General features: G+C 48.8%; 8 protein-coding genes. 5 read left to right on the top strand and 3 right to left on the bottom strand.

All coding sequences use genetic code 11. The features are described 5' to 3' along the window. Positions 1-172: 172 nt before the first annotated feature. The 3 genes from ACMVP2_RS27545 to ACMVP2_RS27535 all read right to left on the bottom strand — a co-directional run bounded on the left by ACMVP2_RS27545 (position 173) and on the right by ACMVP2_RS27535 (position 4,747). Entirely contained in the window at positions 173-1,060 is an 888-nt protein-coding gene (locus ACMVP2_RS27545) for a dienelactone hydrolase family protein (protein WP_416865999.1), read from the bottom strand. Positions 1,061-1,331: 271 nt separating this feature from the next. Next, a complete protein-coding gene (locus ACMVP2_RS27540) occupies positions 1,332-3,764 on the bottom strand; it encodes a TonB-dependent receptor domain-containing protein (RefSeq protein WP_416865998.1) in 2,433 nt (810 codons plus the stop codon). A gap of 113 nt (positions 3,765-3,877) precedes the next feature. Further along, positions 3,878-4,747 (bottom strand): dienelactone hydrolase family protein, encoded by an 870-nt coding sequence (locus ACMVP2_RS27535; RefSeq protein ID WP_416865997.1) that lies wholly within the window; start codon positions 4,745-4,747, stop codon positions 3,878-3,880. 396 nt (positions 4,748-5,143) lie between these two features. On the opposite strand from ACMVP2_RS27535, the gene ACMVP2_RS27530 reads away from it, so the two are divergent. The 5 genes from ACMVP2_RS27530 to ACMVP2_RS27510 all read left to right on the top strand — a co-directional run bounded on the left by ACMVP2_RS27530 (position 5,144) and on the right by ACMVP2_RS27510 (position 12,593). Then, positions 5,144-7,981, top strand: coding sequence for a PQQ-dependent sugar dehydrogenase (locus ACMVP2_RS27530; RefSeq protein ID WP_416865996.1), 2,838 nt, complete (start codon positions 5,144-5,146; stop codon positions 7,979-7,981). A 227-nt stretch (positions 7,982-8,208) separates the two neighbouring features. Next, entirely contained in the window at positions 8,209-9,678 is a 1,470-nt protein-coding gene (locus ACMVP2_RS27525) for a carboxylesterase/lipase family protein (protein ID WP_416865995.1), read from the top strand. A 3-nt stretch (positions 9,679-9,681) separates the two neighbouring features. Beyond that, the gene (locus ACMVP2_RS27520) at positions 9,682-10,971 is read left to right on the top strand and encodes a CitMHS family transporter (protein ID WP_416865994.1); all 1,290 of its coding nucleotides are present in this window, start codon (positions 9,682-9,684) and stop codon (positions 10,969-10,971) included. Between the two features lie 3 nt (positions 10,972-10,974). Then, the gene (locus tag ACMVP2_RS27515) at positions 10,975-12,297 is read left to right on the top strand and encodes an acyclic terpene utilization AtuA family protein (RefSeq protein ID WP_416865993.1); all 1,323 of its coding nucleotides are present in this window, start codon (positions 10,975-10,977) and stop codon (positions 12,295-12,297) included. Further along, positions 12,294-12,593 carry a hypothetical protein gene (locus ACMVP2_RS27510; protein ID WP_339794709.1) on the top strand — a complete coding sequence of 100 codons (300 nt, stop codon included), beginning with the start codon at positions 12,294-12,296 and terminating at the stop codon, positions 12,591-12,593. Before ACMVP2_RS27515 ends, ACMVP2_RS27510 begins: the two co-directional genes overlap by 4 nt. The last annotated feature ends 288 nt before the right edge of the window (positions 12,594-12,881 follow it).

Below are 12,881 nucleotides of genomic sequence, written 5' to 3'. Positions count from 1 at the left end.
TTGAAGCGACTTCAGACCTTCTTTTCGGATGGGGCTGCCGCCGCCATCCTGTTGGTATTTCGCCCCTTCAGGGCTTGCAAGTAGGGGCTTTCAGGGCCGTTAGTGACTTCGGCACGAACTACTATATCTCGTGGTCATCTTCCGACTACGATCTTCTGTCTTCCGTCTTCCCTCACCCCAACTTCTTCTTAAAAAACTCCACGGTCCTTCCCCAGGCAAGCACTGCGGCCTCCTTGTCATATCTTGGCGTTGAGTCGTTTTGGAAGCCGTGGTTCACATCAGGGTATATGTATACCTGGTAGTCCACTTTGTTAGCTTTCAGAGCCGTTTCGTAAGCAGGCCAGCCTTCATTGACCCGGGTATCTAAACCTGCATATTGTATAAGCATAGACGCTTGGATCTGTGCCGTTTCCTCCGCAGTTGGCTGCCCACCATAGAAGGGAACAGAAGCTTTCAGCCCCGGAATTTTCACCGCCATCATGTTCGAAATCCAGCCACCGAAGCAAAAGCCTACCACGCCGATTTTTCCATTGCACTCGGGATGCCCTTTCAGGTAATCATAAGCGGCGATAAAGTCTTCCAGCATTTCATCACGGTCTCTTTTGCGCTGTAGTTCTCTGCCATCATCGTCGTTGCCAGGGTAGCCACCAAGCGGAAACAATGCATCAGGAGATATGGAAATAAAGCCTTCCAGTGCAGCTCTGCGACCCACGTCGGCAATGTGAGGATTGAGGCCCCTGTTTTCATGCACTACCACAATGCCAGGCAGCTTGCCCTTGGCCTTTACTGGCCTGGAAAGCTGCCCACTCATTTTACCGGCGCCTTTGGGAGAGTCATAACCTACGGTTTCAGTCTTCAGCCTTGGGTCATCGACAGGCACCTGCAGAGTTTGCTGGTACTTGGGCATCAAAAAGTTGAGCATGGCAGGTACTGTGAGGCCGCCCACGGCATAGAAGGAGATTTTCTCGACAAACTCCCTGCGGTCAATCTTGTTGTGTACATAGTAGTCGTACAAGTCAAATACTTCCTGCTTGATGTCTTCTTTTTTGATTTCGTCCATGACTGTAGTTGTAGGTGAATGATAGGCAATATAAGGTTTATTGGGCTTTGATCACAGAGGGTTTTGATGACGGATTGCTCGTGAGTGAAGACACTCTCCAGAACTTCTACAATATGCGGCTGTGGAAAGTACGAAAACTACAAAAGTTTGCTGCCCTTGATGTGCAATGAAGGGATCCAGCCGCTGTACTAACAGCGGACGGCTGATGGGAATCGAAACTTTTGTAGTTTCTAGCGCAGGTTAACGATAACGATTTGAAGCTTTTTAGGTATTACCCCTCATCAATCACATACTTACTCCTGGCCGACTTCGATTGCCTGATGCGGTAGTTTAGCGTGAGGTTGATTTGCCTTCTACGGAACTGGCTGCTGCCCTCTGTAAAGAAATTGGGGCCCTCGGTGGTGTAGCGGCTTACCCGGCTGTTGAACACGTCCATGATGTTGAGGTTGAGCGTGCCATTACCTTTCAGCACTTCCTTGGCAAACGACAGGTCGATGTAGGCCAACGCCTTCCGTGTGCCCTGCGTGGTTTTCTGTGGTGCCTCAAAGTTGCCTCTTAGCTGAATGTCCAGGTTGTTGGGCAGGCTAAAGCGGGAGGTTTGGCGGGCAAACCAGCTGTAGGTAGTGGGCTTGTAGGTATCGATGATGTTGGTACCATCAATTTCAGCATGGAAAAAGTTGAAGTTGAAGTCGAGCTTCCACCACTCGTACGGGTTATAGTCGCTGGTAAACTCAAGGCCGAACGACTTTTGACCGATGAGGTTTTGTGGCAGCGTGCGGGCATTACCCTCGTCGTCAACCACCCTGATGCGGTCGATGGTTTCCTTGGACTCCCGGTAGTAAAATGAGGAAGTGAGGGAGCCTTTTTCAAAGTATTTCAGGTGTCCAATTTCATAGGCGTCGGTGTATTCAGGATTCAGATCCGGGTTACCACTAAAGAAGTTTCTGCCATCGGCCAGCGTAACAAAAGGGCTCAGGTCATTATAAAAAGGTCGTCTGATTCTGCGGCTGTAGCTCAACTGAAATGAGTTTTGATTAGCAACGGCATAAGTAAGGTGAGCGCTCGGGAAGAAATTCAGGTAGTCTCGTGGGTTTTGTTCATTGGTTTCCACCAGCCTTGTTCTCACATCAGTATACTCTACCCTGAGGCCGGCCTGGTAGGTGAACTTATTGCTCTTGTTACCGAGAATGGCGTAGGCTGCCTGGATATTCTCATCGTACAAAAAGATGTTTTTCAAATCGGGGTCGACTGTTTCGACACCAGCCTCGTCCACGTTGGTCACCACATAGTTGTTTTCCATGTTCCGGAGGCTGCTCCTAAGCCCAGTTTCGAACTTACCTTCCTTGCCAATAGGCTTGGTGTAGTCAAGCTGAAGCAGGTATTGCTTTTCAAACTCATCGTTCAGCGCATGTTGTTTCTGGTTTGAGCCATCTATGGCAACGTTATTCTCGTCGTAAGATCGTTGCGTAAAAATTTGATCCGACCTTTCCCAGTAGTCGATGTATTTTAGGGTTGTGAGTAGTTTATGACCTTTCTCTTCGAATGACTTTTCCCAGGTAAGCGTGGTTTCTGAATTGGGTTCGGCCTCGTTTTCATTTTGCCGGCGAGCCGTGTAGCCAAGGTAGTTGTTGTCGTCGTTTAGATAATCCCTATAGGTAAGGTCAGTGATCCGGTTGCCATCGCTGCGTGTAAACAGATACGACGCCGTAAGAATGCTTTTTTCACTAAAGAAAAAGTCGAGACCGCCTTGAATATTATTATTGAATCCCTTCAGGTGGCCGTCTCTGTCCTGTCTTGAAATAAAGGTGGTGTCGCTTGAATAGACCTCCTGATAGAGAGAAGCCACATTTGGCTGCTTGCGCCAGGCTATGCCATAGTTGACAAACCAGTTGATCTTTTTGTGGCGGTAGTTAAGGTTGGCAGCACCTCCAAAGTTGTAAGGATAGCCCGTGATGCCCTGAAAGGAGCCGTTGAAGCCCTGGTTGCGGTCTTTCTTCAACACGATGTTGATAATACCGGCCATGCCTTCCGCCTGGTACCTGGCCGAGGGGTTGGTAATGATCTCCACTTTGTCGACCATGCTGGCCTGCATTTGCTGCAACCCGCTGGCCCCTTTGAGGCTCACAAGACCTGAAGGTTTGCCATCAATCAGTATCATCACATTGTCGCTACCACGCAGCTTTACGTTGCCCTCAGGGTCGACGGCAATAGAGGGAATATTGGTAAGCAGGTCGGAGGCAGTGCCACCGGCATTGGCCAGGTCTTGCCCCACGTTAAAGATCTTTTTGTCGAGCGAAAGCTCCATGGTACTTTTCTCAGCCCTTACTTCCACTTCTTCCAGCGTGCTGGACGAAGCACTGAGCTGCACGGTGCCGATGTCGGTATTAGATGATGCCTGGAAACTCCCGGTGCGATGTGCTTCGTAGCCCATGAACTCCACCAAAGCATAGTAGCTGCCTACCGGCACCTCTACAGTAAAATTTCCTTTGTCGTCAGTAACATTTCCTCCTATGAACTGATCGTCCTGTGCAAATATCCGGATAGATGCAAAACTCATGGCCTCGCCCGACTGGCTGTCGACCACCTTTCCTTTAACATTCACCTTTTTACCTCCCTGGGCAAAGAGCCCGTGCGTGGTTACAATGAAAAAAAGAACAAAAGTGAAGAATGAGCGAAGATGCAATAATGAAAAATTGTAATTCATGAGTTGGAAACAGTAGTCGGGGGTGTGTAGTAATGATTATTAAAGGGCAATTTTCTACCAAAAAAAACGAGTAAAGTCCAGTCCTGAGACCGAAGTTCGGGCCTGGTCTTGATCTATATTTTGAATCTTTCTTTGAGGTAACTAATGGCTTTTGCATAGGCCTGTTTCGACGATTCTGCATCGTACTTCGGATTGCTCGGGTTGGCAAAACCATGAACGCCCGGGTATATTTTATACATCAGTGTTTTGTTGGCAGCCTTCATATTGGCAGCAAACTCTTCAACCACTTCTTTGGAAATTCTTTCTTCAGTAGCAAAAACACCCAGCACATCTCCGCTGAGCTGCTTCAGCTTTTCTACATCTCTCACCGGCATGCCATAGTACATAACGGTGCCAACGGTTTGCTTGCCTCCCAGCAGCCCTGATCTGAGCGACCAGCCGCCACCAAAGCACCAGCCAACATTGGCAATTTTAGCTTTTGGGCCGGCATAGGCAATGCCTCCTTTGATGATGGCTTCCAGGCGACCTTCCTGAGCACCTTGCACCAGCTTACCTGCTTCGGCGGGCACATCGGTCACCTTGCCGTCATAAAGGTCAAGCGCAAGCACATTTACCTCTCCGTTCAGGTCGTTGTAAAAGGTGTCCGATTGTCTGCGGATATAGTCGTTCAAGCCCCACCACTCCTGATAAACGAACAGCCATTTGTCCGATTTCTTTTTGGCTTTCACTATGTATCCGGTTGCATCTGTACCATCTGCTGCTTTGAAAGTTACTTTCTCTCCCATGGCGTCGTACTGAAGGGGGAGCGGGGCAGGATGGAGAGCAATAAAAGCCGGATCGGTAGCGAAGGAGGCCATGCTATCGTCTGATGGAGCAACGTAGCACAACGTGATTTGTGTTTCTTTCTTTGTTTCAACTAGTGCAAACAGGTAGCTGATAAAGCTAACTATTGCGATGCTGGTACCAAGTAAAAGCTTTACCATGGGGCAACTGTTTAAGTAGATTGGAATTCTGCCATCGTCAAACCACCAGTGGCGGATGCCGGATTCAAGGCAGTTAACATAAAGATCGGATTTGAAATCGTTGTTTAAGCCAAGTTTTACACGAACTGTTGTAAAAAGTTGTCACCACTCAGACGGTCGTAAAAAGTTATTGTGATGTTTTGACACAAAGAATTACTTTCGCCGATACCAAGTCGACGTTAAAATCCGATAGTTTATCCTGATATTATGCCGGATTTTCTATTCTTCGTAGAATTTCATTTCCCTTTTAATGACCTTACAGTTGCAATGTTCTGTCGGCTGCTGTCAAATGCATAGGAAAGCAAGCGTTTATACAGCCGGTAGCACAGCTTTTGAACAACAATTATACTCGTTTACATGGTACTTACTTTAAAAACTACCGGCAGGTCAGTGTTGACCTATGCCGCATCGATTTGCCTGCTTGTGCAATCTTGCAAGCAACCTGAGACGCAAACCTCCAACGAACCACCTGAAGACAATCGCTTTACCAAAGTGGTGCTGACAGAAGGCATGGATGAACCGATGGAAATGACCTTCCTTCCCAATAGCCGTGTGCTGTTTGTGGAGAGAAAAGGAGGAGTAAAAATACTGGATGAAAACACCGGCGAAGTAACGCTGGTGGCTACCATTCCTGTGAATACCAAGTATACTAACAAGGAAGGTAGAGTAAGGGAGGCTGAAGAAGGCCTGATGGGTGTCATTGCTCACCCCAACTACAAAGAAAATTCGTGGATTTACATGTACTATGCTGACCCTGACACGCCGAAACACGTGCTGGCTCGCTGGGAGCTTCGAGGCGACTCACTTTATGCATCAACCAAAAAAGTGGTACTGGAAGTGCCGACGCAGAGAGAAGAATGCTGCCATACCGGCGGTGGGATGGTATTCGACAAAGAAGGTAATCTCTTTTTGACTGTTGGAAATAATACGGTGAACCCGAGAACAGGGTCTTCTAACCTTGACGAACGCCCTGGCATGGAAAGCGCTGATGACCAGCGTGCGCCGGGTAATACCAATGACCTGAGAGGCAAAATCCTTCGTATCCATCCTGAAGCCGATGGTAGTTACACAATTCCTGAAGGCAACCTTTTCCCCGAGGGCACAGAGAAAACGAGGCCAGAGATTTACACCATGGGCCACAGAAACCCCTGGCGACCAACTTTGGACAGCAAAACGGGATATCTGTATTGGGGCGAAGTTGGTCCGGATGCATCTGTTGATTCTGTTTGGGGACCAAAAGGCTATGACGAGTTCAATCAGGCCAAAGGTCCGGGCTTTTTTGGCTGGCCGTATTTTATTGCTAACAACAGGCCGTATAATCGCCATGATTTGGCTACCGACACTTACGGAGAGGCTTTTGATGTGAACCATCCTGTAAACGAGTCGGTAAACAATACCGGATTGAAAGAATTGCCTACGCCTGTGGTACCAGCCTTCATCTATTATCCTTATGGCCCGTCGTATACTTTCCCTTTGGTGGGAACGGCAGGGCGAAGTGCCACAGGAGGCCCCGTTTTTCGCAAGGCAGATTTTGCCGGAGCACCAAGGCCCTTCCCATCTTATTTCGAAGGCAAGTGGTTGATTGTGGAGTTCATGCGTGGCTGGATCATGTCAGTAACCATGGATGAAAATGGCGACTACCAATCCATGGAGCGATTCCTGCCCAACGAAAGCTTCGTAAGTGCTATAGACATGGACTTCGGCCCAAGCGGCGACCTTTATGTGCTCGAATATGGCAGCGCATGGTTCAGAGGCAACTCCAATTCCAGAATTGTGAAAATCGAATACAATGCAGGCAACAGGAAGCCGATTGTGGCTGCCTCTATTGACAAAACCGCAGGCGCTGTACCTTTTACAGCTCAGCTGTCATCGGAAGGCACAACAGACTATGACGAGTACGATCAGGGGAAATTGACCTATGAGTGGAAGGTGGTATCAGACGGCGGCGTCAACAAAACGCTTACTGAAGCCAACCCGTCGTTCAATTTTGAGCAGGCAGGTACTTATCAGGTGAGTCTGACGGTGACAGATACCAAAGGCGAGAAGAACAGGGCCTCTATGGAAGTGGTGGCAGGCAATGAACCACCGACGGTATCCATCGATTTTCAGGTACCCAACCGGAGTTTCTATTTCGGTGAGAAATCGCTCACTTATGCTGTCAGTGTGAGTGACAAGGAAGATGGAAGCAGCGCCGATGGCACTATCAAGCCCAACGAAGTAGCCATTACTTTCGACTATGTGCCCTCTGGCTACGATCCCATTGAAATTGCTTCCAAGCAAAGAGGAGCGGAGTCGATGGCTGCTTTGAACATTGGCCGAAACCTGATTGAGACCGGCGATTGTAAGTCGTGTCACCAGTACGAGCAGGCATCGATAGGCCCTGCTTACAACGCAGTAGCTGCTAAGTATCCCAAAACTGACGCCAATATTAATATGCTGGTAGGCAAAATAATCAATGGAGGTAGCGGCGTGTGGGGCGAGCATGCCATGAGTGCTCACCCGCAATTGAGCCAGGCTGATGCCAAAAGAATGGTGATGTTCATTCTCAATATGCTGGAGACAAAGCCTACAGTGGAATCGCTTCCCCTGGCTGGTACAGTAACTCCTAAAGTGCCCGAAGGCGAAGACGGACAGGGTGGATACCTGCTGAGAGCTTCTTATGCAGATAAGGGTGCTGGCGCTGTTGGGCCACTTTCCGGCGATGATTTTGTGGCACTGAGAAACCCTTCATTGGACCCTCAACAATCAGAAATCAGGAAAGGCGTGAATTTACTGACCACTCCGGGCACTACTTTCAACATGGTGGGTAGCGGTTCTTACATAGGCTATAAGGCCATCGACCTCACTGGCATCAAGCAAATAGATTTGTTTGTGCAGGCTTCCCCCAGGGTAAGTGCGGCAGGTGGCTATGTCGAAGTACATGTTGATTCACCAACAGGTGCGTTGTTAGGTACTACTAACACCGTAGGTCAGAAAAATGTTGGGTTTGGCAGACCTGCCGAGGGCGAAGATATCGTCACTTGGAGAAGAAAGAGAAATTCACAGGCCCAGGCTAAAATTCAGCCGACAGAGGGAATACACGACGTGTACTTTGTTTTCAAAAGCGACACGGCTACACCCGATCAGGTTTTGGTGCAAATTGCTGAAATCTTGTTCCTGAATGAAGAGAAAGCACCCTTAGAGGCGGGGATGTAAATCGTTCCGTTAAGATGCTAAATAGAAAACCTCAGACAGACCGGTCTGAGGTTTTTTTATGTCATCTATCAATATGTTTTATTGACGCATTGAAATTGACTTCGTTTCTGGTAAATTGATAGCTGAACCTGCTTATCACTATCCAACTACCTATGAAAACTGCTATCCTCTTACTTTGGTCTTTACTGCTTTGTCTTCACCCAACCCTGGGACAAAATGCTGTCTCTTTGGTCCAGATCAAGTCAGGAAAGGTGTCGGGAGCCACCACAGTCGATGGAAAGATCACCAGCTTCAAAGGCATCCCTTTTGCCGCACCACCAGTTGGAGAGTTGCGCTGGAAGGTGCCTCAGCCGGTTCAGCCCTGGCAGGGGATAAAGGAATGTACAGCATTTGGGCCAAGTCCAATGCAAGGCAAACCTGCACCTTTTAGCATGTGGAGCCAGGAATTCCTTATACCCGAAGAACCGATCAGTGAAGACTGCCTTTACCTCAATGTCTGGACTGGAGCAAAGTCACCCAAAGAAAAGCTCCCAGTACTGGTTTGGATTTACGGCGGCGGTTTTAGCAGCGGCGGTAGTGGCGTGCCTATTTACGACGGAGAAGCCATGGCTCGCAAAGGGATTGTTTTTGTAAGTATCAACTATCGGGTAGGTGTGTTTGGGTTTCTTGCCCACCCTGAGCTGACGAAAGAGTCGCCAAATAACGCTTCCGGTAATTACGGACTTCTGGATCAGGTAGCAGCGCTGACATGGGTGAAAGAAAACATAGCGGGCTTTGGAGGCGATCCCTCGAATGTGACCATAGCAGGACAATCGGCCGGATCCATGAGCGTCAATTGCATGGTGGCGACTCCTCTGGCAAAGGGGCTGTTCAACAAGGCAATTGCCGAAAGCGGAGCCAATTTTGGCAGAAATCAACAGGCACTGGCGCAGGCAGAAGAGGCAGGCTTAGCTTTTGCGAAAGCTGTAGGTGCTACTGGCTTGGCAGACCTGAGAAAACTGTCCCCGCAAGAGCTCATGAAGACACAACTCGGAATCAGAGGCCCGATCATAGATGGCTTTGTACTTCCTCAGCACATTGCCGATATTTTCGCCGAGGGCAGAGAAAACCCCGTTGATTTGCTCACCGGCTGGAACCAGGACGAAGGCTTGCTTTTTGGGCCTGTAAAAAATGCAGCTGACTTCGAAACGCAGATCAAACAACAGCACGGAAGCAATGCCGGAAAAGTACTGACCTACTACCCGGCGTCCGACGACGCTGAGGCCGCCCAATCACAACTTGATCTGTCACGTGACATGATCTTTGGACTCCAAAATTATGCATGGGCCAATGTGCAGGCGAAACAGGGAAAAACTAATGTGTATGTGTACCGGTTCACCCGAAAGGTGCCAGGCACAGGTGAGTATGCCAAATATGGCGCATTTCATACCGGAGAGGTGCCTTATGCCTACGACAACCTGGAGTTTGTGGATCGTCCATGGGAAGCTGTAGACCGGGAACTGGAAGCCACGATGTCTACCTACTGGGCTAATTTCGTCAAAACGGGAAATCCAAACGCTAAGGGCTTGCCCAAATGGCCCATTTACAAGCCGGACGCCAAACAAGTAATGCTCTTAGGAACTAAAGTTGAAGCAAAGCCGATCGCCGACGGCGAAGCGTTGGATACTATGACGGCCATTTTATCTGCGAATAAATAGCTTATGCTGGCGTTCCTCGGACTTTTGACCATAGTGCTTTTGCTTGTTTTGGTAATGAGCAAAAAACTGTCTCCTGTAGTGGCACTCATCATTGTGCCCATTGCCACAGCGCTAATCGGCGGGTTCACAACGGAGATCGTCACCTATATTACCGACGGAGTGAAAACCATTTCTACCACGGCGGTGATGTTCATCTTTGCTATTTTGTTTTTCGGCATCCTGATGGATGCCGGCACTTTTGAGCCTGTTATCAAGCGCCTATTGAAAGCCGCTGGTAACGACCCGGCACGGATTACTGTCGTTACAGCCATTCTCGCCATGATCGTCCACCTCGATGGCTCCGGTGCGGTCACCTTCCTCGTTACAGTGCCGGCTATGCTACCTCTTTATGACGCCATGGGAATGAGAAGAACTACACTGGCGACAGTGGTTGCCCTGGCAGCTGGCACCATGAATATTTTACCCTGGGGAGGGCCGACTATCAGGGCTGCGTCAGCGCTGGAAGTGCCGGTGACCGAGCTGTTCAATCCCATTTTAATTCCGGTCATTTGCGGGTTGCTGGCTGTACTGGGAATTGCCTGGTATCTGGGAAAAAAGGAGAGAAGCCGGGTGAATGAGCAAGGACAAATCAGTGATTCCACTATTGCTAGCGAAAAAGATATTAGCCTCCATCGACCAAAATTAATTTGGCTGAATACGGCGTTGATCGTTATTTCTATTACTGCACTCATTGCTGCCCTCGCACCGCCACACGTTATTTTCATGATCGCCTTTGTCATAGCCATCACGGTGAATTACCCAAACCTTAAGGAGCAAAGAGAGAGGATTGATGCACATGCAAAAGCAGCTTTGCTAATGGCTAGCATTTTGTTTGCTGCCGGATGCTTTACCGGCATTCTGAAAGGCTCGGGCATGATAGAAGCCATGGCGGCTACGGCTGTTAATTATATTCCGTCGGGTATTGGTAATCATCTGGCCTTGATGACGGGAGTGGTGAGCATGCCGGCCAGTTTACTGTTCGATCCGGATTCATTCTATTTCGGTGTACTGCCGCTGCTGGGAACCACTGCTGAGCATTTCAATGGCGAGGCCATAGAAGTAGCAAGAGCAGCTATTATGGGACAAATGACCACGGGCTTTCCTGTAAGCCCGCTAACAGGAGCCACCTTTCTGCTGATAGGCCTTACAGGGGTGGACTTAGGCGATCATCAGCGGAAAACCATTCCTTGGGCTTTTTTAGTCACAATGATTATGCTGACGATGTCTGTGCTCATTGGAGCCATAAGTTTCTAACCCATGAAGAAAAAAATAAGAATCGGGGGTGGGGCAGGTTTTTCTGGCGACAGGTTGGAACCAGCGGTGGTGTTGGCAGAAAAAGGCGACCTCGACTACCTGGTATTGGAATGCCTGGCCGAGCGAACAATTGCCCTGGCCCAGAAGCGAAAGCAAGCCGATCCGTCCAAAGGATATGACCCACTGCTTGAGCGCAGGATAACGTTGCTGCTACCACATTTGGTGAAACACAAAGTAAGGCTGGTCACAAATATGGGCGCAGCTAATTCCCTGGCTGCAGCTGCCAAAGTGCTGGAGATAGCCAAAAAGCTCCATTTGTCTGTGAAGGTGGCAGCGGTAACTGGCGACGACGTTTTTGGGCAAATAGATCCGAATCAACAGGCCCTGGAGACTGCGAGGCCACTTAAGGAATCGGGACAGCTCCTTTCTGCCAATGCTTACATCGGCATAGACGCCATTCTTCCAGCCTTGGAATCGGGTGCCGATATTATCATTACCGGTAGAGTGGCGGATCCGTCGCTGTTTCTGGCACCTATGGTACATGCATTTGGCTGGAAAACGGACGATTATGACCTATTAGGAAAAGGAACCGTGATTGGACACCTGCTTGAATGCGCCGGACAAATTACCGGAGGATATTTCATGGATCCGGGTAAAAAGGAAGTGCCCGATCCGGCCAACCTGGGCTTCCCATTTGCTGATGTCGATGCTGATGGTTCAGCCACGATCAGCAAAGTCGGGGGTACGGGCGGCGTTGTTAATCTAATGACGGCCAAAGAACAGCTCCTCTACGAAGTGGTGAACCCTCATGAATACTACACGCCTGATGTGATTGCAGACTTTACCAGTGTGAGGCTAAAGGAAATTGGCAAGGACATGGTGCATGTTTCTGGCGGCGGTGGCAAGGCGAGGCCTTCTACTTTTAAGGTGAGTGTGGGATACCAGGCATTTTGGCTTGGCGAGGGAGAAATTTCGTACGCAGGCACCAATGCTATTCAAAAGGCTAAGCTCGCAGGGCAAATGATTGAAGAGCGGCTGAAAGACAGAATGGATGATTTGAGGGTAGACCTTGTCGGGGTAAATGCTATTTTCAGAGGGACTTTTGATCAACAAATTGAGTCGGCTGAAGTGAGATTGAGAGTAGCTGGCAGAGCACAGAAAATGGAAGTGGCTGCGCTGGTGGGTGAGGAGGTTGAAGCCTTGTACACCAATGGCCCTGCAGGTGGTGGTGGCGCCAGAAAATACGTCAATGAGATTGTGGGCATTGTGTCGGTTTTATTGGACAGAGGCTTGGTTGTTCCACAAGTAACTGTCAAAGAGATATGAAATTATACGACATAGCGCACAGCCGGGCAGGCGACAAAGGAAACACTTCCACGCTTTCCCTGATACCCTACGATGAGGCGGACTATCCGATGCTTTGCGAGCAAGTGACAGTGGAAGCTGTGAGCAAACATATGAAGGGCATTGTAGCAGGTGAAATCAGACGATACGAGATGCACAATGTTTGCGCACTGTTGTTTGTGTGTGACAAGGCGTTACTCAGTGGCGTCACCACCTCTCTCGCCCTCGACACGCATGGGAAAAGTTTGAGCAGTGCTTTGCTGGAAATGGAGGTTTAGGGGAGCTTAGGTGTAAAATGAACCTGGCAATAACAAGATATTACTTTATATTGATTGAAGGATTTTATTTGGCAAATAAAGACGATTGCTACGTAAGAGATGCTGAAGAAGTAAAATACATATTTTCAGTATTAGACTGGCAATTCTTCAGTGACTTTTACGACCCGTTGATAGATTCATGAGTAAAGTATTATTGTACATACTATCAATAGTTGTCAGCTTCTCCTTAAATAACGTGAAGGCAAATAGCTTGTGTGTAGATTTTTTGTCGGAAAAGATTTGTGTGAA

The sequence above is a fragment of the Imperialibacter sp. genome (assembly GCF_048007035.1).
Classification (GTDB): Bacteria; Bacteroidota; Bacteroidia; order Cytophagales; family Cyclobacteriaceae; genus Imperialibacter.
The sequence above is the reverse complement of the archived record's forward strand: the minus strand, read 5'-3'. Positions and strand labels throughout refer to the sequence as shown.

Bases quoted from the DNA above. Each gene is read 5' to 3' on its own strand.
- ACMVP2_RS27535 (WP_416865997.1), bottom strand. From the start codon at position 4,747: ATGGTAAAGCTTTTACTTGGTACCAGCATCGCAATAGTTAGCTTTATC.
- ACMVP2_RS27530 (WP_416865996.1), top strand. From the start codon at position 5,144: ATGGTACTTACTTTAAAAACTACCGGCAGGTCAGTGTTGACCTATGCC.
- ACMVP2_RS27510 (WP_339794709.1), top strand. From the start codon at position 12,294: ATGAAATTATACGACATAGCGCACAGCCGGGCAGGCGACAAAGGAAAC.
- ACMVP2_RS27545 (WP_416865999.1), bottom strand. From the start codon at position 1,060: ATGGACGAAATCAAAAAAGAAGACATCAAGCAGGAAGTATTTGACTTG.
- ACMVP2_RS27540 (WP_416865998.1), bottom strand. From the start codon at position 3,764: ATGAATTACAATTTTTCATTATTGCATCTTCGCTCATTCTTCACTTTT.
- ACMVP2_RS27515 (WP_416865993.1), top strand. From the start codon at position 10,975: ATGAAGAAAAAAATAAGAATCGGGGGTGGGGCAGGTTTTTCTGGCGAC.
- ACMVP2_RS27520 (WP_416865994.1), top strand. From the start codon at position 9,682: ATGCTGGCGTTCCTCGGACTTTTGACCATAGTGCTTTTGCTTGTTTTG.